This window comes from Pseudomonas sp. F220 (assembly GCF_057813935.1).
The window spans coordinates 140,905-162,676 of the sequence record NZ_JBVASJ010000008.1; the positions used below are offsets into that span (position 1 = coordinate 140,905).

Annotated in this window: 19 protein-coding genes and 1 pseudogene; 12 read left to right on the forward strand and 8 right to left on the reverse strand. The window is 55.8% G+C overall.

From position 1 onward, the window contains the following. Positions 1-139: 139 nt before the first annotated feature. A complete protein-coding gene (locus ACZYSM_RS10380; protein WP_489071383.1) occupies positions 140-1,348 on the reverse strand; it encodes an ammonium transporter in 1,209 nt (402 codons plus the stop codon). A gap of 336 nt (positions 1,349-1,684) precedes the next feature. Here ACZYSM_RS10380 and ACZYSM_RS10385 point away from each other — a divergent pair, with 336 nt between their 5' ends. From ACZYSM_RS10385 to ACZYSM_RS10420, 8 genes and pseudogenes are all read left to right on the forward strand, one after another. Beyond that, positions 1,685-1,999: an ElaB/YgaM/YqjD family protein gene (locus tag ACZYSM_RS10385; RefSeq protein WP_489071385.1), complete on the forward strand. Its 315-nt coding sequence runs from the start codon at positions 1,685-1,687 to the stop codon at positions 1,997-1,999. 1 nt (position 2,000) lies between these two features. Then, on the forward strand, positions 2,001-2,390 hold the full coding sequence (locus ACZYSM_RS10390; protein WP_489071387.1) for a phage holin family protein: 390 nt from the start codon (positions 2,001-2,003) through the stop codon (positions 2,388-2,390). Then, entirely contained in the window at positions 2,387-2,728 is a 342-nt protein-coding gene (locus ACZYSM_RS10395; RefSeq protein ID WP_489071389.1) for a hypothetical protein, read from the forward strand. Before ACZYSM_RS10390 ends, ACZYSM_RS10395 begins: the two co-directional genes overlap by 4 nt. Before the next feature lie 240 nt (positions 2,729-2,968). Next, a complete protein-coding gene (locus tag ACZYSM_RS10400) occupies positions 2,969-4,300 on the forward strand; it encodes a deoxyguanosinetriphosphate triphosphohydrolase (RefSeq protein ID WP_489071390.1) in 1,332 nt (443 codons plus the stop codon). 273 nt (positions 4,301-4,573) lie between these two features. Next, positions 4,574-4,984, forward strand: a complete 411-nt coding sequence (locus ACZYSM_RS10405; RefSeq protein ID WP_489071392.1) for a response regulator — start codon at positions 4,574-4,576, stop codon at positions 4,982-4,984. A 409-nt stretch (positions 4,985-5,393) separates the two neighbouring features. Next, positions 5,394-6,020, forward strand: a complete 627-nt coding sequence (locus ACZYSM_RS10410) for a response regulator (RefSeq protein ID WP_489071394.1) — start codon at positions 5,394-5,396, stop codon at positions 6,018-6,020. 8 nt (positions 6,021-6,028) lie between these two features. Beyond that, entirely contained in the window at positions 6,029-9,676 is a 3,648-nt protein-coding gene (locus ACZYSM_RS10415) for a transporter substrate-binding domain-containing protein (RefSeq protein ID WP_489071396.1), read from the forward strand. Between the two features lie 24 nt (positions 9,677-9,700). Continuing rightward, positions 9,701-9,898 (forward strand): annotated as a pseudogene (locus ACZYSM_RS10420) (hypothetical protein); the annotation flags it as partial. Here the strand turns inward: ACZYSM_RS10420 and ACZYSM_RS10425 are convergent. Together ACZYSM_RS10425 and ACZYSM_RS10430 are read right to left on the reverse strand one after the other, a co-directional pair. Next, the gene (locus tag ACZYSM_RS10425; RefSeq protein WP_489071398.1) at positions 9,899-10,381 is read right to left on the reverse strand and encodes a GAF domain-containing protein; all 483 of its coding nucleotides are present in this window, start codon (positions 10,379-10,381) and stop codon (positions 9,899-9,901) included. Then, positions 10,378-11,268, reverse strand: a complete 891-nt coding sequence (locus ACZYSM_RS10430; RefSeq protein WP_489071400.1) for an ATP-binding protein — start codon at positions 11,266-11,268, stop codon at positions 10,378-10,380. The genes ACZYSM_RS10425 and ACZYSM_RS10430 overlap by 4 nt, the downstream gene beginning before the upstream one ends. Positions 11,269-11,425: 157 nt before the next feature. Here ACZYSM_RS10430 and ACZYSM_RS10435 point away from each other — a divergent pair, with 157 nt between their 5' ends. Further along, entirely contained in the window at positions 11,426-13,747 is a 2,322-nt protein-coding gene (locus tag ACZYSM_RS10435; RefSeq protein WP_489071402.1) for a hybrid sensor histidine kinase/response regulator, read from the forward strand. Here ACZYSM_RS10435 and ACZYSM_RS10440 read toward each other — a convergent pair. The 3 genes from ACZYSM_RS10440 to msrB form a co-directional block, all read right to left on the reverse strand. Beyond that, entirely contained in the window at positions 13,731-14,192 is a 462-nt protein-coding gene (locus tag ACZYSM_RS10440) for a MarR family winged helix-turn-helix transcriptional regulator (RefSeq protein WP_489071404.1), read from the reverse strand. The genes ACZYSM_RS10435 and ACZYSM_RS10440 overlap by 17 nt on opposite strands. Beyond that, positions 14,189-14,674 (reverse strand): glutathione peroxidase, encoded by a 486-nt coding sequence (locus ACZYSM_RS10445; RefSeq protein WP_489071406.1) that lies wholly within the window; start codon positions 14,672-14,674, stop codon positions 14,189-14,191. Before ACZYSM_RS10445 ends, ACZYSM_RS10440 begins: the two co-directional genes overlap by 4 nt. Before the next feature lie 274 nt (positions 14,675-14,948). Then, positions 14,949-15,344 carry a peptide-methionine (R)-S-oxide reductase MsrB gene (msrB, locus tag ACZYSM_RS10450; RefSeq protein WP_489071408.1) on the reverse strand — a complete coding sequence of 132 codons (396 nt, stop codon included), beginning with the start codon at positions 15,342-15,344 and terminating at the stop codon, positions 14,949-14,951. Positions 15,345-15,567: 223 nt separating this feature from the next. Between msrB and ACZYSM_RS10455 the strand changes: the two genes are divergently transcribed. Together ACZYSM_RS10455 and htpX are read left to right on the forward strand one after the other, a co-directional pair. Then, entirely contained in the window at positions 15,568-16,779 is a 1,212-nt protein-coding gene (locus ACZYSM_RS10455) for a pyridoxal phosphate-dependent aminotransferase (RefSeq protein ID WP_489071410.1), read from the forward strand. 316 nt (positions 16,780-17,095) lie between these two features. After that, complete coding sequence (gene htpX, locus ACZYSM_RS10460; protein WP_489071412.1) at positions 17,096-17,983, forward strand: protease HtpX; 888 nt, start codon at positions 17,096-17,098, stop codon at positions 17,981-17,983. Between the two features lie 89 nt (positions 17,984-18,072). Here the strand turns inward: htpX and ACZYSM_RS10465 are convergent, their stop codons facing one another. Further along, positions 18,073-18,729 carry a thiopurine S-methyltransferase gene (locus ACZYSM_RS10465; protein ID WP_489071414.1) on the reverse strand — a complete coding sequence of 219 codons (657 nt, stop codon included), beginning with the start codon at positions 18,727-18,729 and terminating at the stop codon, positions 18,073-18,075. Between the two features lie 102 nt (positions 18,730-18,831). On the opposite strand from ACZYSM_RS10465, the gene ACZYSM_RS10470 reads away from it, so the two are divergent. Further along, entirely contained in the window at positions 18,832-19,599 is a 768-nt protein-coding gene (locus ACZYSM_RS10470; protein WP_489071415.1) for a DODA-type extradiol aromatic ring-opening family dioxygenase, read from the forward strand. Positions 19,600-19,677: 78 nt separating this feature from the next. Here the strand turns inward: ACZYSM_RS10470 and ACZYSM_RS10475 are convergent, their stop codons facing one another. Then, a complete protein-coding gene (locus tag ACZYSM_RS10475; RefSeq protein WP_489071416.1) occupies positions 19,678-21,363 on the reverse strand; it encodes a DEAD/DEAH box helicase in 1,686 nt (561 codons plus the stop codon). Positions 21,364-21,772: the final 409 nt, after the last annotated feature.

Here is a 21,772-nt window from a genome sequence, read left to right on the forward strand (position 1 = left end):
GATGGACGGGAAGCACAAGGCCCTGTAGGAGCCGAGCTTGCTCGCGATGCAGGCGGCGCGGTGCATCAGGCAAGCCTCGCCATCGTTCATCGCGAGCAAGCTCGGCTCCTACAGGTAAAGCAATTTCAGGGGCACACAATCAATCCTGACTCACCGAACCGATCTTGTGCACAGACAAATCAGCCCCGTAATACTCCTCTTCCTGGCTCAACCGCAGACCATGGAAATATTTGATCGAGCCATACACCGCAAAGCCCCCGATCAAGGCGACAACGACCCCCAGAGAGGTCCCGATCAACTGGCTGATCAGACTGACCCCGCCCAGGCCTCCCAAAGCGCTCTGACCGAAGATTCCGCAAGCAATCCCGCCCCAGACACCGCACAACCCATGCAACGGCCAGACACCCAACACATCATCAATCTTCCATTTCCCTTGCGCCGCGGTGAAACACCAGACGAACAACGCCCCCGCGATGACGCCGGTCACCAACGCCCCGACCGGGTGCATCAGGTCGGAACCGGCGCAAATAGCCACTAGCCCCGCCAATGGGCCGTTATGCAGAAAGCCGGGGTCATTGCGACCGACAATCAGCGCCGCCATGGTGCCGCCGACCATCGCCATCAGTGAGTTGACCGCGACCAGTCCACTGAGCCCTTGCAGGGTTTGCGCGCTCATCACGTTGAAGCCGAACCAGCCGACAATCAGGATCCACGAACCCAACGCCAGAAACGGAATACTCGACGGTGCGAAGGCCACCAATCGTCCGTCGCGGTAACGGCCCTGCCGCGGCCCGAGCAACAGCACCGCCGCAAGCGCCAGCCAACCGCCCATTGCGTGCACCACCACCGATCCTGCGAAGTCATGGAAAGTCGCCCCGAAGCGTGCCAGCAACCAGGCTTGCAGACCAAAATTACCGTTCCACACCACGCCTTCGAAGAAGGGATAAATAAATGCCACGATCAGCGCTGTTGCACAGAGTTGCGGGACGAATCTGGCGCGCTCGGCAATCCCCCCGGAGATGATTGCCGGAATGGCCGCCGCAAAGGTCAGCAGGAAGAAAAACTTCACCAGCCCATAGCCATGATCTGCACTGATCACCGCCGCAGGTTGCATAAAGCTCACCCCATAGGAAATCCAATAGCCTATAAAGAAATAGGCTAGGGTCGACACAGCGAAATCGCTGAGGATTTTCGATAAAGCGTTCACCTGATTTTTTTGCCGGACTGTGCCCACTTCAAGAAAGGCGAAACCGGCATGCATGGCCAGTACCATGACCGCACCCATCAAAATGAACAGCGTATTAGAGCTATGGACCAGACTGTCCACAGCGCTTTGCAAATTTTCCATGGAGTTGGCAGACCTGAATGCAGGAAAAAGCACCAAAGCAGTTCGAAGGCTCCTTTTCACGCACCAAATTGGCACCCGCCTCAGTATCGGCGTTTGTAGGGGTGAACCGCTTTGGCGCAGGAATCACGAACAGGCAAATCGCCGCTAGGGGTTTTTCGCGGGTTTTAATTATTTAGGTTAAGGTTTTCATGGCTCGCGCCGTATTTACGCCCAGCTTCAGCGCAAAATCGCTCGCCTGCGCACCATGACAAAGCAAAAGCTGTACCAGGCAATTGCACTGAACCTTCCAGCACACCTCATACTCGAAACAATCAGAAGCCACTTACGGAGATAACCATGGCCAGCAAAACAGCAAAGACTGCTCAAGAAATACTGATGGCGGATTTTCAAACACTGGTCAATGACACCGAAAGGTTGCTGGAACACACCGCGGCACTGGCAGGTGATCAAGCTGATGAGCTGCGTAGCCAGATCCAGGACAGCCTGTTGCGTGCCCGCGAAACCCTGCAACTGACCGAAGACTCCCTGCGCGAGCGCAGCAAAGCAGCGGTAACCGCCACCGAAGATTACGTACAGGCCAACCCGTGGCAATCCGTGGGGATTGCCGCCGGCGTGGGCTTTCTGATCGGCCTGCTGGCGACGCGGCGCTAATATGGCTATCGGCGAATCCAGCTCGTCCGAAACGGGCCCAAGCTCCTCATCGCGGCGCCTGGGTGCCGCGTTCCTGGGTTTGTTGCACAGTCATGTCGAGTTGTTCGGCATCGAGTTACAAGAGCAAAAATCACGGACCGTAAGCCTGGTGCTTTTCGCCGGGCTGGCACTGGTTTTTGCCTTGCTGCTATTGGTCGGGCTCTCGGCACTGGTGCTGATTCTGCTCTGGGACACCTATCGCCTGGCCGGGATCATTGGCCTCTGCGTCTTCTATACGCTCGCCGCGCTGTTTTGCGCCCTGCGTTTGAAAGCAGCCATCTTCGACGAGTCATCACCCTTCAGCGCTACCCTTGAAGAATTGGCCAACGACAGGGAGCGTCTGCTGCCATGAGCCTGACTGAGATACCCCAAGCCAGCTCTCGGCGCGAGATGCGCAAGGCCTTGATCCGGCTGCGCATGGAAATGCACCGTCAGGAAATCCGCCATGAGTCCCAGAACCTATTGCAACCATTGCAGCGCGCGCGCGCGATGACACAAAACTTGCAGGACGGCTTCGGCATCAAGCACGCACCGCTCTGGGGCGTTGCCGCAGTGACCTTGCTGGGGTTTCTGACCGGTAAAGGAGCCAAGGGTGGTGGCGTCAGCAACCTCACTCGGCTAATCAAACTCGGCACCAGTCTGTTGCCGCTGATCACGCTAGTGATGCAAGGCTCCTCCCGCAAGAACTAGTCAGCCGGCATCTGGCTGCATTCTCGCCAAGCTCATGGATCGGACCTCTTTATCGAGGGGTCTGGTCCTGTCTGTCCACCCGACAGCCGAGGCACGATCCCAACAAGACCTTACAAAGGAGGCTCCGTGATCGACGGGCACTGCTATTGATATTGACGCTGCGCGGTTGTAGTTCCACTTGCAGCGAGGTGCGCGAACCGGGAAGCTAGCTCATCAGTCACTTGACGGAGAGAACCAGCCTTGGATTGGCAAACCCTGCTTACCCGCGAACGACTCGGAAAGCCGTTGCACAGCCCGGAAGAACTCGGCCGCAGCCCTTTCCATAAAGACCACGACCGAATCATCTTCTCCGGCGCCTTTCGCCGCTTGGGCCGCAAGACTCAGGTACACCCGGTTTCCAGTAACGATCATATCCATACACGTCTGACCCACTCCCTGGAAGTCAGCTGCGTCGGTCGTTCACTGGGCATGCGCGTCGGAGAAACGATCCGCAGCGCCCTGCCCGACTGGTGCGAACCCAGCGATCTGGGCATGGTGGTGCAATCCGCCTGCCTGGCTCACGACATCGGTAACCCGCCTTTTGGTCACTCGGGCGAAGATGCGATCCGCCATTGGTTCCAGCAAGCAGCAGGCCGCGGCTGGCTTGATGACATGAGCGATGCCGAGCGCAATGACTTCCTGAACTTCGAAGGTAACGCTCAAGGTTTTCGAGTGCTCACCCAGCTGGAGTACCACCAGTTCGACGGCGGTACGCGGCTGACGTACGCGACACTCGGCACCTACCTGAAGTATCCGTGGACCGCCCGCCATGCGGACTCACTGGGCTACAAGAAGCACAAGTTCGGTTGCTATCAGAGTGAGCTGCCGCTGCTGGAGCAGATTGCCCATAAACTCGGCCTGCCTCAACTTGAGGAACAACGCTGGGCTCGTCATCCTCTGGTCTACCTGATGGAGGCTGCCGATGACATCTGCTACGCCTTGATCGACCTTGAGGATGGTCTGGAAATGGAGCTTCTGGAATATGCCGAAGTAGAGTCCCTGTTGCTTGGGCTGGTCGGTGATGATCTACCGGAGACCTATCGCCAACTCGGACCGCAAGATTCCCGTCGGCGCAAGCTCGCGATCCTGCGCGGCAAAGCAATCGAGCACCTGACCAATGCCGCCGCAAGAGCATTTGTTGAACAACAGGATGCACTGTTGGCCGGCACGCTCCATGGTGACCTCGTCGAGCATATGCACGGGCCAGCCAAGCGTTGTGTGTTGAATGCCAAAGACATGGCACGCAAAAAAATCTTCCAGGACAAGCGCAAGACGTTGCATGAAATCGGGGCTTACACCACGTTGGAGATTCTGCTGAATGCCTTCTGCGGTGCGGCCCTGGAACAGCATGGCGGTCGTACGCCATCCTTCAAAAACCGTCGCATCCTCGACCTGTTGGGTAACAATGCCCCCGACCCGAGCTGGTCGCTGCATACCTCCTTCCTGCGCATGATCGATTTCATCGCCGGCATGACAGACAGTTACGCCAGCGAGATGGCGCGAGAGATGACCGGACGCTCCAGCCCACAATGAAATTTATCGGTCAGCCGTGTCAGAATCTCCCTCAGCGGCTGATCGAAACCTCTCAAACTACGGGCACATATCAGCACCCGGAGACTCCTCCTACACTGCGTGTCGAGCAAGCTGATCGAACTGATCCGTGTATTCGCGGAATAATCGCCCTCTCCGACATAACGAACCGACTGCATCCTCCTCTGAACAGTCAATTAAGTAATCCAGACGCTGGCGAAGCACAGCCCGGCCTTTGAACTCGACCTGGGTAAGCTCTTCTGCATGGAAAACGATATGTTCAAACATGACTTGCGCATCCTGCTTGTGGAGGACCATCCATTTCAGCTGACAGCAACCCAATATCTACTGAAAAGTTACGGCTTCCACCAGCTGACCCCTGCCCACAATGCCGAAAGCGCATTGAGGCTTATGCAACAGGCAGAAATGCCATTCGAAATTCTCCTCTGTGACCAATGCCTGCCAGACCTTCAGGGCCTTGAACTGATTGACCTCGCAAGCCGTCAAGGTTTTATACAAAGAGCCATCATTTTGAGTAGCCTCACCCTGAATGAGCTGAACGAGCTGAAAAACCAAGCGAGTGAACGCGGCCTGCCACTACTCGGCTATTTGACCAAACCGCTCAACCACTGGGAACTGAAAACGCTATTGGTCTCTGCAATAATAAAAAGCGAACCACGCTCTTAACTGACTGAAACATCGCTTCTGCCCTCGCTCTTTTTAAAAAGCAACTGCGTCGCAATGCGTCTCATCACCACAACTCATCTGCATCGGGCAAACTGCCCTACCTCCTACAAAAGCCCATCAAGAGCAAACCAACAACACGTATCGACCCGCGAGGTTAAGAATTTAGCTAGACCGCGAGTAGGAATATTTACGAACAATCAGTGAAAAACACCTTATTTGAATTCACTTCCACTTACATATCAACTCTAACTTAGCCGCTACCCCACCACTCTTTGCTCAGGCGTAATCCATCGCCCTATCTTATGTAGGACTTATCCTATATTGCACCAGCAGACCAGTCAGTTCATGCGTGTGCGCGCCCATCTGAGCTAAGGTGCGCACTTTATTTACGCTCGCATGGAATCTTATTATGAATACAGTTTTTATTGTCGACGACCACCCTGTTACTCGCCTTGCAATCCGTATATTGCTAGAGCATGAAAACTATAAAGTTGTCGGTGAAGCTGATAACGGAGTTGATGCTATGCAAATGGTCCGGGAATGTATGCCGGACCTGATCATCCTCGACATCAGTATCCCTAAACTCGACGGCCTGGAAGTTCTCTCCCGCTTCAAAGCAATGAATCCGTCCTTGAAAACGCTGATTCTAACGGCACAATCACCCTCCCTTTTTGCCACCCGCTGCATGCAGTCCGGAGCCTCCGGCTATGTCTGCAAGCAGGATGATTTGAGCGAACTGCTAAGTGCCATCAAAGCAGTTCTCTCCGATTACAACTACTTCCCGAGTCAGGCATTGACCCCTGCGCGAAGGGAGGGCGAGTTACGGGCTGAACTGGACCTGTTTAAATCAGTCAACGATCGAGAACTCATGGTACTGCAACTATTTGCTCAAGGCCGTACAAACAAAGAAATTGCCAAGGGAATGTTTCTTAGCAACAAGACGGTCAGCACTTACAAAAAAAGACTCATGCAAAAACTCAAAGCCAAATCTCTGGTAGAACTTATCGAGATAGCAAAACGTAACGCGCTAGTGTGAAAAACAGGATGCCCTGGCATTTAAAGGCCTATTTAATATTATTGAGCGCAAGTTTTTGCCTGAGCACCTCGGTGTCCGCGGCACAAAACGGCATTGAGAACTACACGCTGCTCAGTCGCTCAGGCACCGGCCACTTGGAAGTCCAACTGGACAGAACACAATTGCAGTGGATCCAAAACAAGCGCGAACTGGTCCTGGGCACGTCCGCTCCGGATTACCCCCCATTTGATTTGACCACCAGCGGTCATGACTATGAAGGGCTCACGGCAGATTACGCAGGCATCCTCGCCAAAACCCTGGCCCTACCCATCAGGGTGCAACGTTTCGCCTCAAGGGAGGCTGTCATAGAAGCGCTCGAGAAGGGATACGTCGACCTGCTCGGCACCGCTAACGGCTTTGAGGCGGGTAATCCGAACCTCTTGCTTTCAACACCCTATGCCGTGGACCAACCGGTTCTGGTGACTCGGGAAAGAGAACACCGGTCGCTGACCGATGGCCTCGAGAACATGCGCCTGAGTATGGTGTATCACTACCTGCCGCAGGATGAAGTAAAGGCGCTATACCCCAAGGCCATCATCACCTCCTTCCCCTCCTATCAGAATGCGATCAACGCCGTTGCCTTTGATCAGGCAGATGTCTTCCTCGGCGATACCATCTCGACTCACTACATGATCAACAAGGGCTATCTGAAAAATATCCAGATGGCCAGCTTTGGCAAACACGAAGCCAATGGCTTCAGCTTTGCGGTGCGTAAAGACGACCACGTCCTGCTCAGTATCATCAACGCTACCCTCAAGGCCGTTCCAACCGGCGAACGAGAAAATATCGCCAAACGCTGGAGCGCCGGAAGCGACATCCTTCTCACTGATCACAAGCTGCAACTGACCTCTCGAGAAGAGCGGTGGCTGACACAACATCCAATAGTTCGCGTCGTCGTGAACGAGACCTCCGCCCCGTTAACCTTCTTCGACTCCGATAACAACTTGCGCGGCATCACCTCGGACCTGCTTGAACTGATCAGGCTTCGCACCGGCTTGCGTTTCGAGATTCAACGCAGCCACAGCGTCAGCGAAATGATCAGCCGGATCGAAGAGAACAAAGCCGACATTATTGCCGCCATCCTGCCCAGCGATGAACGCAAGACTAAACTCAACTTTAGTCGCCCCTACCTGAAAAACTCATTTGTACTGCTGACTCAAAAGGGTACCGCAGGCGTCGGTAGTCTTGAGCAACTTCAAGGCAAACGCCTGGCGATCACCCAAGGCAATCCGTTGGTGGAGTTTTTGCGCAATGAACATCCGCTCGTCCGTTTAGTTGAGACCAGCGACACCTTCCGAGCTACGGAGCTACTCGCCCAGGGCCAGGTCGAGGGCGCGGTGAATCCACTGGTGATCGCTAACTATTTCATCTCATCTCAGGTGTTCCAAAATAAACTCCAGATCAGCGCCACTATCGGAACCCGGCAAGCCGCCTTCTCACTGGCTACAGCACGAAGCGCAACGGAACTGAACGCCATCATCGACAAAGCACTTTTGAGCATCGCGCCGGAAGAACTTGGAATCATCAACAGTCGCTGGCGTGGTTATACGCAGACCCCGAACAGTTACTGGCGCAACTATCACCACCTGTTTTACCAAGTCGTCATAGGTATCGGCCTGCTGTTGCTGATTTCCCTGGCCTGGAATGCCTATATGCGCCGACAAATCAAACAGCGACAAATGGCCGAGCGTGCGCTCAATGATCAGTTTGAATTCATGCGAGCCTTGGTTAACGGAACACCGCATCCCATTTACGTCCGTGATCGGAATGGACTTCTACAAAGCTGCAACGACAGCTATCTGGAAGCCTTTTGTGCCAAACGAGAAGACGTCATCGGCAAAACCGTTATGCAAGGGGGGTTGAGCAACGAGTTTGAAGCCCGCGAATACCAGGCTGATTATCAGCGTGTGCTGGCCGAAGGCATTCCTTTGCTCCTCGATCGCCCGCTGCACATCGGTGAGCGAAAACTGACAATCTACCATTGGGTTCTTCCCTACCGTGACTCGACGGGAGAGGTGCAGGGCATCATTGGTGGCTGGATCGACATCAGCGAACGCCGCCAACTGTTCGATGAACTAAGGACCGCTAAAGAACAGGCTGATGAGGCAAATGGCGCTAAAAGTACATTCCTGGCGACCATGAGTCATGAAATTCGCACACCGATGAATGCGGTGATCGGCATGCTCGAGTTAACCTTGAAACGTGCTGACCAGGGTCACCTTGATCGCCCGGCCATTGAAGTAGCGTACAGCTCGGCAAAGGATCTGCTGGAACTGATCGGCGATATTCTCGATATCGCCCGAATAGAGTCAGGCCACCTAAGCCTTACCCCTGAGCGAGTCAACTTGCGCAATATCATCGAATCAGTGATTCGGGTCTTCGACGGACTGGCCCGGCAGAAAGACCTCAGCCTGCTACTGGAATTCAATTCGAATGTGCAGGATACCGATGTACTGATTGATCCTCTGCGTTTCAAGCAGATACTGACCAACCTGGTCAGCAACGCGATCAAATTTACCGAACACGGCCAAGTCAAAATCTGGGTCGACATACAACCCACCGAAGAACCACAACAGATTCAAATGGAGTTGCAGGTTCAGGACACGGGGATTGGTATTAGCAAAAATGACCAGCAATGCCTGTTCGAACCCTTTGCTCAGGCCGATAGCCCCAGTCATCTGGCCAGGAGTGGTGCGGGTCTAGGCCTGGTCATCAGCCGCAATTTGTGTGAAATGATGGGGGGGCGTTTGAGTTTAACCAGCCAGGCCAGGATGGGTACTCAAGTTCATGTTTCGTTGAAGCTGGCCTGCCTGCCGCCCAATTTGATTGTAGATGAGCCCACTCCAATTCTTCCTGCCGCTTGTGCCGTATTAAACGTCCTGGTGGTCGACGATCACCCGGCAAACCGTTTGCTCATGTGCCAGCAACTTGGATTCCTTGGTCATCACTATACGGCGGCTCAGCAAGGCGCTGCGGGCTTACGGGCCTGGGAAGAGGGGCAATTCGATCTGGTGATCGCAGACTGCAACATGCCCGTCATGAATGGCTATGAACTCACCCGCGCCATCCGTCAGAACGAACGGCAGCAGCAGTTACTCCCTTGCACAATTCTTGGGTTCACCGCCAACGCCCAACAGGAGGAAAAAGATCGCTGCAAACAGGCCGGGATGAACGATTGCCTGTTCAAACCCACCAGCCTTACCGCATTGAGTCAACGATTGGCAGAACTCAAGCCACTGCCCTTCAACAACGCCTTCAATCTCGACGCCTTGCACTTAATGACCGGAGGGGATCCACACCTCGTTCAACGCTTACTCACTGAACTCCTGAATAGCACCCGTCAGGACCTACAAGAACTGCTCACACTGCAGCATGAGAGTGAGAGGCAATCGCTGATCGATATTGCGCACAAGATCAAGGGCGCGGCTCGAATGGTCCAGGCCTTTTCGCTGACCGATCATTGCGAAGCACTTGAGCAATCCTGTATCGAAGACGCCGACACAGAGAAAATCAACGCTTGCAGGAAAGCCCTGGAGCACTCAATGCGGGAGTTGGAACGAGCTCTGCTGAGACAAATCCAGCAGCACACTGTACTGACTCCCAGACTAGAAAGTTGAGGATAAAACAAATACCTGATCGGCAGAAAGGCCAAGACCTTGAGTGAAGCACTGGGCATCATGGCAACTATGTGTCGCGATGCCCATATCGATCCCGAGTTGTTCGGGCTGTTCATTCACGATGAAATCTACCTGCAGTACGCCAATAGATTTCTTCAGCCACAACAGATCGATGCGGTAGACCCTGACAGCCTGCTCAGCAAAGCCGGGCTAAGCGTTTGATCAGCAGTCGCTCAAACGCAGGAAAATCGACGCCAACTGCTCAATGCCCGCCTGATCCTGCTCCGTAAAGCGCGCCAGCTTCGGGCTGTCCAGATCCAGTACACCGATCAACCGACCGTCTTTGACCAGCGGCACCACCAGTTCACTATTCGACGCACTGTCGCAGGCAATATGCCCGGCAAACGCATGCACATCCTCGACCCGTTGGGTTTGCAGGGTCGCAGCGGCAGCCCCGCACACACCGCGCCCGAACGGAATTCGCACGCAAGCGATCTGGCCCTGGAACGGACCAAGCACCAGTTCCTCATTGCGATTGAGGTAGAATCCGGCCCAGTTCAGGTCATCCAGCTGGTTGAATAGAAAGGCCGAGAACTGCGCGGCGTTGGCAATGAAGTCACGTTCATCCGCCAGCAACGACTCCAGCTGCGCACGCAACAGTGCATAACCATCAAGGCCTTCGCCACTTTTCTGCAGATCGATCATGCTTTTTGCTCCAACAACTTCAGTCCTACCCAATACCGCGCAAATTGATACGCGCATCGCCCGTTGCGATTACCCCGTCCAGTCGCCCAGCGGACCGCCAGAATCTCAAGCTCATCAGTGCGCTGCCACTCAAGACCGGATTTACCCGCCAGCTCGCCGATCCAATGCTCGACCACATTGAGAAAGTGTTCTTGGGTGAAAGGATAAAAAGACAACCACAGGCCAAAACGGTCCGACAGAGCAATCTTGTCTTCCACCGCTTCGTTGGGATGGAGTTCACCATCGACCATCTTCCAGTTCTCGTTATCGCTCTGCTTCTCCGGGACCAAGTGTCGGCGGTTAGAAGTCGCATACAACAGGACGTTGTCCGGAGCCTGTTCCAGTGAACCGTCTAGTACACTCTTGAGGACGCGATAGTCGCCCTCTCCTGCCTCGAACGACAAATCATCACAAAACAAAACGAATCGCTGCGGCAGCTTCTGTAATTGCTCGACCACCCGTGGCAAATCCGCCAGGTGATCGCGCTCAATCTCGATCAAACGTAAACCGGCCTTGGCGTGCTCAGCCAGCAAGGCCCGAATCAACGAAGATTTACCCGTCCCACGCGAGCCCCAAAGCAATGCGTGATTTGCCGGCATGCCATCCAGGAACTGCTGGGTATTGCGACCCAACTGCTCACACTGTTTATCCACCCCGATCAGATCGGACAAACGCATGTCCAGGCTGACCTCTAGCGGCAACAGAAAACCACTGCGCCCTTCGCGCTGCCAGCGGGCGGCCAGACACTGAGTCCAGTCGATAGTTTGTCGCGGCGCGGGCAACAAAGGCTCCAAACGAGCCAGAACCGCATCAGCGCGTTCAAGAAAAGCATTCAATCGGGAATCCACGACTTCTCCTCAGGGACGTTCACAGTAATGATGGTAAACACAGCATCAAGCGCCGGTTCCACAGCTGAATGGCAGACTGATAACAGCGCTTGCCGAAAATCACTACTGATCAGCTATGCTTGATCAGCGAAGGGAAACGGAATTGGTTCAGCCCCCCATGGATATTAAGTTCACCAACCGCCTGTCTTATAAACAAGCCAGGCTCACTGTGCTGGTCGGTTTCATTCTCGGAACGCTGCTCAGCCTGCTGCAAATAGGCATCGATTATGCCAGCGAAGACGCCTCCATCAACCGGGAAATACTCTCGCTTCTGGAAATCAGCCATAACCCTGCCTCGCGGATCGCCTACAACATCGATGCCGAACTCGCCCAAGAGCTAACCCTTGGCCTGCTCCGCTCTCCCGCGGTCATCAGCGCACAACTGATCGATAACAACAACACGACCCTTGCCAGCGTAAAGCGCCCCGGGATGCAAAGCGGATACCGGCTGATCAGCGATTTTCTCTTCGGTGCCAATCGACAATTTAAAGACCGGCTTTATCTCGATCACCTGCCCGACGAAAATCTCGGCACCTTGCATTTGGAGGTTGATACCTACGCATACGGCAGCCGCTTTCTGCGCAGGGCCGAGGTGACACTGCTCAACGGCTTCGCCCGCAGTCTGATCTTGACCGGAATTCTCCTGGCGCTCTTCTACGTCATGCTGACCAAGCCCTTGGTTCGGGTTATCCGCGAACTCAGCGGCAGTGACCCTCGAAGCGCCGACCAGGCGCGACTGGATTTTCCACAGGGCCATGAAAACGATGAAATCGGCGTACTGGTCAAAGTCGCCAACCAGCAATTCGAAAACATGGCCACCGAGATTGAGCAGCGACGCAATGCCGAGAACCGTTTAACCGATTACCTCGCGCAGCTGGAGAACATTGTCTCTGCCCGCACCACCGAACTGAAAGCGATCAACAGCCGGTTGAGCCAATCCAACGAAGAGCTCGAAATCGCCCGCAGCACGGCACTCGACATGGCTGAGGCACGCTCAACTTTTCTGGCCAATATGAGTCATGAAATTCGCACTCCGCTCAACGGTTTGCTGGGGATGATCGCCCTGTCTCTGGACAGCCCGATGAATGCCGAACAACAGCAGCAACTGTCGATTGCCCACGACTCCGGCAAGGTTTTGGTGGAGTTGCTCAACGATATTCTCGACCTGTCGAAGTTCGATGCCGGTCAACTGGAGCTTGAACACATCCCCTTCGACCTCGGCGTGTTGGTCGAGGACACGGCTAACCTGCTGTCGCAGAACGCCGCACCGAGCGTTGAACTGGCCTGCCTGATCGACCCACAGTTTCCGACATTGGTGCTGGGCGATCCGACACGTGTACGACAGATCGTCAGCAACCTCTTGTCCAACGCCCTGAAGTTCACCCGTTTCGGCCGCGTCGATGTACGCCTTAGCACTCATGAAGACGGTGTGAGAATCGAGGTCTGCGATACCGGCATCGGTATCGCGCAGGACGCCCAGGTTAAAATTTTCCAGCCCTTCACCCAGGCAGGAGCCGGCATCACCCGACAGTTCGGCGGTACAGGTCTGGGTCTCGCCCTGACCTACAACCTGTGCGAGGCCATGCAGGGCCGCCTGACCATCAGTTCAGAGGCGGGGTTCGGCAGCCAGTTCTGTGCCGATCTGCCGTTGCCCTGCCATACCCCTGCTGCCGCTCCGGTGCCACTGCAAGGGAGCATCATCGCCATCACCGCCGCTGGCAGTGGTCTGGCCGAACTGCTGAGCAGTTTGCTGACCGGCTGGGGACTGGGCTATCAACGACGCAGCATCGATGACTCGCTGATCGGGCTCACACCCGATCTGTTGATCACCGACTGCCCGGAATGCCTGTTTGGGATACGTCCCGCCATCCAGGCGCAGATTCTGCTGGTGACCGCGTACGGCAGTTTTTTGCCCACCGAAGAAGCCAGCGCCCTGGCACCCTTACAGCAGCAGGCTCGACCGCTGGCACGCAACGCGCTGTATCAAACTCTGCGACGAGCCCTGCAGTCGGAGAGCACCACTATCAACGACGCACAGTTTGAAACCCTGTCGCCCCAGCGGCGGGCACGCATCCTGTTGGTGGAGGACAACCCGGTCAACCAGCTCGTGGCAAAAGGAATGCTCAGCAAACTTGGCTGCGAAGTGACCGTGGCAGCACATGGGGCCGAGGCCCTTGATCTACTCGAACACAGCAGCTTCGACATGGTGTTAATGGACTGCAACATGCCGGTCATGGACGGTTATGAAGCCAGCCGGCAGATTCGCCGCAGTGGTCGCTGGCCTGACCTGCCGATCGTTGCACTGACCGCCAACGCCATGCCCGAGGAGCGAGAACGCTGCCGCGCGGCCGGAATGAGCGACTATCTGGCTAAACCATTCCGGCGCGAAGAGCTGGCTGCACTGCTCGAACTGTGGGTACCCACTACGACAGTGCTTTGATCTGCCCCAACAGTTGGTCCAGACCGCTACGCAGTTCGCTCAAACGATCCAGATCGACACCGCTGTCGCACAACAAACGTACCTTGAGCGGCACGACTTGTTCACGCAGGGCCGATCCACCTGCGGACAGGCTCAAGTGCACTTCGCGCTCATCCCGGACCGAGCGCTGGCGCTGCACCAACGCCATCTGTTCAAGACGCTTGAGCAACGGCGTGAGCGTCCCGGAGTCCAGAGCCAACCGTTCGCCAAGGGCTTTCACCGTCGGCTGCTCGGGCGGCGAATCCTGCCATTCCCACAACACCAGCATTGCCAGATATTGCGGGTAGGTCAGCCCCAACTGGTCGAGCATCGGCTTGTAGGCGCGAATGACTGCCCGGGAAGCAGCGTACAGTTTGAAGCACAGTTGGCTGTCGAGCTTGAGCGAATCGGCTGACAGCTCATTCATTTCAGCAACGCTTCAATCTCACCCGTCAGATCCTGTGGCTTGGTCGCCGGAGCAAAACGTTTGACGACCTGGCCGTCCTTGCCGATCAGGAACTTGGTGAAGTTCCACTTGATGCCTTGAGAGCCGAGCAGACCAGGCGCGCGTTTCTTCAACTGCACGAACAACGGATGCGCATCGCTGCCATTGACGTCGATCTTCTTGAACAGCGGGAAGCTGACACCAAAATTCAACTCGCAAAACTCGGAAATGGCCCCTTCATTGCCTGGCTCTTGTTTGCCGAACTGGTTACACGGAAAGCCGAGCACCACCAAACCCTGGTCCTTGTAACTCTGCCAAAGCTCCTCCAGACCTTTGTATTGCGGCGTGAAACCGCACTTGCTCGCAGTGTTGACCACTAGAACGGCTTTGCCAGCAAAGTCGGCCAGGGTCTTTTGCTCACCTTTGATGGTGGTGCAAGGGATACTCAGCAGATTGTCGGTCATGGCCCAGACTCCTGAAACGGAAATGAAGGACAAACATAGCGAGCAATTGAATTGTATGCAATTTAATTATAAGCACTAAGAGCGGCATTCCCTAGAATGGTCTACACCCGGGATTTCACGGGTGCACTCAATCGGTGTAGGAGCTGGCAAGCCTGCGATCTTTTGATCTTCGCTCGAGACTCAAGTGAGTCCGAGAAAAAGATCGCAGGCTGCGGCAGCTCCTACGAGGGAAGCGTACAACCGGGATATCACGGGTGTACGCCTACGGGCCCGATCAAGCTCGCGGAACGAGATCCAGGCACACCGAGTTGATGCAGTAGCGCAGCCCGGTCGGTGGCGGACCATCAGGAAACACATGCCCCAAATGCGCATCACACTTGGCGCAGACCACTTCGGTACGAACCATGCCGTGGCTCACATCACGGATCTCGACCATCGCGCTTTCGCCGATAGGTTCGTAGAAGCTTGGCCAACCGCAGCCAGAATCAAATTTGGCCTTGGAGTCGAACAACGGTTCATTGCAGCAAATGCAGTGATAAACACCGTCGATTTTGGTGTCGTTGTACTTACCCGAGAACGGTCGCTCGGTGCCTTTGAGGCGGCAAACGTTATACTGCTCCGGGTCGAGCATATCGCGCCATTCATCAAGGGTTTTTTCCAACTTTTCCATCGTCTTACCTCTGCAGCTGAAAAAGCCTGATCTGTATCTTTTCCACGGATCAGACGGCACGTATGATTGCGCCTCGTTAAACACCAGTCTGGCAGCCGTGTAACGCGCATTCAAACGGATTTTCACGCTGCGACGCCGGTTACAGGCCTGTGTGAGAACGCAGAATTCCCAGTACGGTAGTTTATACACCGCCTGGATCGTTCATTTTCAGGAACACATCGCCATGCAGGTCAGCAAATCGAACAAGCTCGCCAACGTCTGTTATGACATTCGCGGCCCGGTGCTCAAGCACGCCAAACGCCTGGAAGAGGAAGGCCATCGCATCCTCAAGCTGAATATCGGCAACCCGGCGCCCTTTGGTTTCGAAGCACCGGACGAAATCCTCCAGGACGTCATCCGCAACCTGCCGACCGCGCAAGGCTACAGCGACTCCAAGGGTCTGTTCAGCGCCCGCAAGGCCGTCATGCAGTACTACCAGCAAAAGCAGGTAGAAGGCGTCGGCATTGAAGACATTTATCTGGGTAACGGCGTTTCCGAGCTGATCGTGATGTCGATGCAGGCTCTGCTCAACAACGGTGACGAAGTGCTGATCCCGGCGCCCGACTATCCGCTGTGGACTGCGGCAGTGTCCCTGGCCGGCGGCAATCCAGTGCACTACCTGTGCGACGAGCAAGCCAACTGGTGGCCGGATCTGGCCGACATCAAGGCCAAGATCACTCCGAACACCAAGGCCATGGTGATCATCAACCCGAACAACCCGACTGGCGCGGTGTATTCCAAAGAAGTTCTGTTGGGCATGCTTGAACTGGCCCGCCAGCACAACCTGGTGGTGTTCTCCGACGAAATCTACGACAAGATTCTTTACGACGATGCCGTGCACATCTGCACCGCTTCGCTGGCCCCTGACCTGCTCTGCCTAACCTTCAACGGCCTGTCCAAGTCCTATCGTGTGGCGGGCTTCCGTTCTGGCTGGGTCGCCATTTCAGGCCCTAAACACAATGCCCAGAGCTACATCGAAGGCATCGACATACTGGCCAATATGCGCCTTTGTGCCAACGTGCCAAGCCAGCATGCGATCCAGACTGCCCTCGGTGGCTATCAGAGTATCAATGACCTGGTCTTGCCGGCAGGCCGTCTGCTGGAACAGCGCAACCGCACCTGGGAACTGCTCAACGACATTCCTGGCGTCAGCTGCGTCAAACCGATGGGCGCGCTGTATGCCTTCCCTCGGATCGACCCGAAAATCTGCCCGATCCACAATGATGAAAAATTCGTTCTCGACCTGCTGCTCTCGGAAAAGCTGCTGGTGGTTCAGGGCACCGCCTTCAACTGGCCATGGCCAGACCACTTTCGCGTGGTGACCCTGCCGCGGCTGGATGATCTGGACCAGGCGATTGGTCGGATCGGGAACTTCCTGAAATCCTATCGCCAGTAAGTGCTTTTACGCCGTGCGACGCGTGCAAAGTCGCACGGCGATTAATTCAGCAACACATCTCTGTTTCCCGTAAAACACATACCCTCCTGTGCCCTTGCTGCTTCCGTGATTTGTCAGTGCACCCAACAGCGCCGGGACCCGCAGCGCAAAAAAACTGTCAAAGCCATGCCCGACCAACGTCAAAAAAAACCTACAAGCGTCTAAAATCTGGCTGTAAGACACAGTTTGAAATAGTCACCTGGTTGAATAGCCCGGTGCCGCACCTTATATACCCCGCAGTAAGCTACATATTTAGCATGAGGAGATTTCTACAACCATGATGCGCATTTTGCTGTTTTTGGCCACTAACCTGGCGGTCGTGCTGATTGCCAGCATCACCCTGAGCCTTTTCGGCTTCAACGGGTTCATGGCGGCCAACGGGGTTGATCTCAACCTCAATCAGCTGCTGGTTTTCTGTGCGGTCTTTGGTTTCGCAGGTTCCTTGTTCTCGCTGTTCATCTCCAAGTGGATGGCGAAGATGAGCACCAGCACCCAAATCATCAGCCAACCGCGCACTCGCCATGAACAATGGTTGCTGCAAACCGTCGAGCAACTGTCCCGCGAAGCCGGGATCAAGATGCCCGAAGTCGGGATTTTCCCGGCCTACGAGGCTAACGCCTTTGCCACAGGCTGGAACAAAAACGACGCGCTGGTCGCGGTCAGCCAGGGTCTGCTCGAGCGCTTTTCACCGGATGAAGTGAAAGCCGTGCTGGCCCACGAAATCGGCCACGTGGCCAACGGCGACATGGTGACGCTGGCCCTGGTACAAGGTGTGGTGAACACCTTCGTGATGTTTTTCGCGCGAATCATCGGCAACTTCGTCGACAAGGTGATTTTCAAGAACGAAGAAGGCCAGGGCATCGCCTACTACGTGGCGACCATCTTCGCCGAATTGGTATTGGGCTTTCTGGCCAGCTCGATCGTCATGTGGTTCTCGCGCAAACGCGAATTCCGCGCAGACGAAGCCGGCGCCCGCCTGGCCGGCACCAGCGCAATGATCGGCGCCCTGCAGCGCCTGCGCTCTGAGCAAGGCCTGCCGGTACACATGCCGGACACCTTGAACGCTTTCGGCATCAACGGCGGCGTCAAACAGGGTCTGGCTCGCATGTTCATGAGCCACCCGCCCCTGGAAGAGCGTATTGACGCACTGCGTCGTCGCGGCTGATAGCCTTCATTGACGTACCCAAAGGGGCGACGCAAGTCGCCCTTTTGCGTTGGCAGAGAAATCCACCACACCAACGCTTACAACCTGGGTCAGTTCTTTAGTAGACGATAAACCCGCTCATCCAGGCGCGTGACACCGCCCTGAAGGAACTTCCAGCTCTCACCGAGGACATCTCGCTCCTCCTCGACTCGAAGCTGCCAGTGCTCGCCAAGCAGGCTTCTTGTTTCAGCATCGACCACCGCAAACGGTGGCCCCGTCATCTGCATCTGGTCGTAGTCCAGAGTGATCAGCAAACCCTCACACCCCGACGGCAAGATCCGGGTCAGATGAGCGGCATATTGCTCGCGCATGTCCGGCGGCAGGGCAATCAGCGCCGCCCGGTCATACACCGCCACGCAATCAGCTACATCCTCAACGCTCAAGGCAAAAAAATCCCCGCACCACAGTTCTATCGAGCCCACTTGATAGACCGTGAAAGCGCCCTGCTGGCTGATCTGCGGATCAAGTTGCTGATCGCTGAAAAAATCCGTCACGGCCTTTTCCGACAGCTCGATGCCCTGCACCTGATGACCACAACTGGCGAGCCACACAAGGTCTAGACTTTTCCCGCACAACGGCACCAGCACCCGCGAGCCTTCCGCCAACCCCAACTTAGGCCACAGCCGCAGTAAGTAGGGGTTTACCTCGGCCTGATGAAAACCGATCTGATTGCTCTCCCAACGTTTGTGCCAAAAGTCCGGTTGCATAAATCACCCTGAAATTTCGATCAAAAAGCACTAAAACTTATATTAGATTTAGATTGATGATCTGGCTGAAGATGACGTCATCTTAACGCTCAGGAAACTCTTATGCTCCCTAGCCTGTTTATCTCCCACGGTTCACCAATGCTTGCACTGGAACCCGGTGCCAGCGGCCCGGCTCTGGCGCGCCTGGCCGCCGAGTTGCCCAGACCCAAAGCCATCGTGCTGGTTTCAGCCCACTGGGAAAGCCAGGAACTGCTGGTCAATGCCAACCCTCATCCGGAAACCTGGCATGACTTCGGCGGCTTTCCGCCCGCGTTGTTTGCAGTTCAGTACCCGGCTCCCGGTCAGCCAGAGCTGGCAGCGCAGGTAGTCGACTTACTAAAAGCCGACGGCCTGCTCGCACGCATCGACGCCAAACGTCCGTTCGATCATGGTGTTTGGGTTCCGCTGTCGCTGATGTATCCACACGCCGATATTCCTGTGGTGCAGATCTCGCTTCCAAGCCATCTCGGGCCAGCCCTGCAAACCCGCGTCGGACATGCCTTGGCCAGCCTGCGTGAACAAGGTGTACTGCTGATCGGCTCCGGCAGCATCACCCATAACCTGCGCGAGCTGGACTGGCACGCCGGCCCGGAAAGCGTAGAGCCTTGGGCCAAAGCGTTTCGCGACTGGGTGATCGACAAACTCGCCGCTGACGACGAAGCCGCCCTGCATGACTATCGCCAGCAAGCGCCCTATGCCGTGCGCAGCCATCCCAGCGACGAGCATTTGCTTCCACTGTATTTCGCCCGTGGCGCTGGCGGCGATTTCAGCATCGCCCATCAAGGCTTCACCATGGGTGCACTGGGGATGGACATCTATCGATTTGGTTGAGCGTCGCCTTTTGGCAGACAAAAAAATCCCCGAACCAGTCGGGGATTTTTTATGCTCGAATGATCAGCTCAGCGCGGATCAGTCTTCGCGATAGCGACGCAGTTTCAGCTGCTTACCGGCAACGCGAGTGTCCTTCAGCTTGGTCAGCAGACGCTCCAGACCATCTTCCGGCAACTCGACCAGACTGAAGCTGTCACGCACCTGGATGCGACCGATAGCTTCACGAGCCAGACCACCTTCGTTAAGGATGGCGCCCAGCAGGTTTTTGGCAGCGATACCATCACGCGCACCCAGCGCGGTACGGCAACGAGCACGGCCTTCAGCCAGCGGAACCGGAGCACGACGCTCACGATCACCACGATCCGGACGATCGCCGGAACGCTCACCGGAACGCTCAGGACGATCGCCACGCGGTGCATTGTTCGGCACCAGTGGGCGTTCGCGCTCGATAGCGGCCAGGGTCAACGCTTGAGCGTTGGTAGCCTTACGCAGCAGAGCAGCAGCCAGGGCACGCGGGGTGCAACCGATGTCGGCGGTCAGACGATCCAGCAGATCGCCATGAGTCGATTCGGCATCAGCAACCAGCGGCGACAGGCTGTTGGTCAGCTTCTTGATGCGAGCATCGAGAACTGCCTGAGCATCCGGCAGGCGGACTTCAGCAACCTTCTGACCAGTCACACGCTCGATCACTTGCAGCATGCGGCGCTCACGTGGAGTCACCAACAGCAATGCACGACCTTCGCGACCGGCACGGCCAGTACGGCCGATACGGTGAACGTAGGACTCTGGGTCGTACGGCATGTCAACGTTGAATACGTGGGTGATACGCGGAACGTCCAGACCACGAGCAGCAACGTCGGTGGCCACAACGATATCCAGACGGCCATCCTTGAGGGATTCGATCACGCGCTCACGTTGGTTCTGAGCAATGTCACCGTTCAGCGCAGCGGCTTTGTAGCCTTTGGCTTCAAGGGCGCTTGCCAGATCCAGGGTCGCTTGCTTGGTGCGCACGAACATGATCAGGGCGTCGAAATCTTCCACTTCCAGCAGGCTCAATACAGCCGAGGTCTTCTGGTCAGCGTGAACCAACAGGTGAGCCTGTTCGATCGCGGTAACGGTCTGAGTCTTGGTCTGAATCTTCACGTGTTTCGGATCGCGCAAATGGCGCTCAGCGATGGCACGGATCGACTGCGGCAGAGTGGCCGAGAACAATACGGTCTGACGGGTTGCAGGCATGGCCTTGAAGATAACTTCCAGGTCGTCCATGAAGCCCAGTTTGAGCATTTCGTCCGCTTCGTCGAGAACCAGGTGGTTCACGGTAGCCAGGACTTTTTCGTCGCGACGCAGGTGGTCGCACAGACGGCCCGGAGTGGCGACAACGATCTGTGCGCCATTACGGATTGCTTTCAGTTGTGGGCCCATCGGCGCGCCGCCGTAGACAGCCACAACAGTTACACCTGGCATTTGCTTGGCGTAGGTTTCGAAAGCGGTTGCAACTTGCAGCGCCAACTCACGGGTCGGGGCCAGGATCAGAGCTTGCGGCTCGCGCTTGGCAGGATCGATGCAATGCAGGATCGGCAGGGCGAACGCAGCGGTTTTACCCGTACCGGTTTGCGCCTGACCAATCATGTCGTGACCGGCCATGATGATCGGGATCGATTGCTGCTGAATAGCCGAAGGCTCTTCATAGCCAGTCGCGATGACGGCTGCAAGAATATTTGGATGAAGTTCAAAAGCGGCGAAGCCGCCGGTTTCCTGGGTCATGGGTCTGCCTCTAGTGCATCCGCAAAGACCCATGCTCCAAAGCTGCGCATGCCGTGTAAGACTCAAGAGTCGCCCTGGCTGCTTTGTCGGCGGGGATTTGCGAAAACGTTTGAATGAATGGATCGTCAAGGATAGTCCGCAGAGCGAACACGCAGCCGAAGCTGGCTTCGGGGGAATTGCATTACCTAAACGTGGCCCGGTAAAGGCCGGCGCGCACTATACCGGAATTACTGAAACAAGGGAGATATTTTTATAAGAAAAAGCGCCTGTACGCCTCTCTGTCACGGGCTTTGCAGATAATCCTCCAAGCGTCTATTTTTCAAAGGCCCGGCCCTATTGGCTATGACGCTTAAACGGTTCATCTTTTAGACTGAGACCTTCGGTCTGAGACGCCCTTTCCCGCCCAAGG

Bases quoted from the DNA above. Each gene is read 5' to 3' on its own strand.
- ACZYSM_RS10440 (WP_489071404.1), bottom strand. From the start codon at position 14,192: ATGAATGAGCTGTCAGCCGATTCGCTCAAGCTCGACAGCCAACTGTGC.
- ACZYSM_RS10445 (WP_489071406.1), bottom strand. From the start codon at position 14,674: ATGACCGACAATCTGCTGAGTATCCCTTGCACCACCATCAAAGGTGAG.
- ACZYSM_RS10455 (WP_489071410.1), top strand. From the start codon at position 15,568: ATGCAGGTCAGCAAATCGAACAAGCTCGCCAACGTCTGTTATGACATT.
- htpX (WP_489071412.1), top strand. From the start codon at position 17,096: ATGATGCGCATTTTGCTGTTTTTGGCCACTAACCTGGCGGTCGTGCTG.
- ACZYSM_RS10385 (WP_489071385.1), top strand. From the start codon at position 1,685: ATGGCCAGCAAAACAGCAAAGACTGCTCAAGAAATACTGATGGCGGAT.
- ACZYSM_RS10475 (WP_489071416.1), bottom strand. From the start codon at position 21,363: ATGACCCAGGAAACCGGCGGCTTCGCCGCTTTTGAACTTCATCCAAAT.
- ACZYSM_RS10395 (WP_489071389.1), top strand. From the start codon at position 2,387: ATGAGCCTGACTGAGATACCCCAAGCCAGCTCTCGGCGCGAGATGCGC.
- ACZYSM_RS10415 (WP_489071396.1), top strand. From the start codon at position 6,029: ATGCCCTGGCATTTAAAGGCCTATTTAATATTATTGAGCGCAAGTTTT.
- ACZYSM_RS10435 (WP_489071402.1), top strand. From the start codon at position 11,426: ATGGATATTAAGTTCACCAACCGCCTGTCTTATAAACAAGCCAGGCTC.
- ACZYSM_RS10425 (WP_489071398.1), bottom strand. From the start codon at position 10,381: ATGATCGATCTGCAGAAAAGTGGCGAAGGCCTTGATGGTTATGCACTG.
- ACZYSM_RS10410 (WP_489071394.1), top strand. From the start codon at position 5,394: ATGAATACAGTTTTTATTGTCGACGACCACCCTGTTACTCGCCTTGCA.
- ACZYSM_RS10465 (WP_489071414.1), bottom strand. From the start codon at position 18,729: ATGCAACCGGACTTTTGGCACAAACGTTGGGAGAGCAATCAGATCGGT.
- ACZYSM_RS10470 (WP_489071415.1), top strand. From the start codon at position 18,832: ATGCTCCCTAGCCTGTTTATCTCCCACGGTTCACCAATGCTTGCACTG.
- ACZYSM_RS10405 (WP_489071392.1), top strand. From the start codon at position 4,574: ATGTTCAAACATGACTTGCGCATCCTGCTTGTGGAGGACCATCCATTT.
- msrB (WP_489071408.1), bottom strand. From the start codon at position 15,344: ATGGAAAAGTTGGAAAAAACCCTTGATGAATGGCGCGATATGCTCGAC.
- ACZYSM_RS10380 (WP_489071383.1), bottom strand. From the start codon at position 1,348: ATGGAAAATTTGCAAAGCGCTGTGGACAGTCTGGTCCATAGCTCTAAT.
- ACZYSM_RS10390 (WP_489071387.1), top strand. From the start codon at position 2,001: ATGGCTATCGGCGAATCCAGCTCGTCCGAAACGGGCCCAAGCTCCTCA.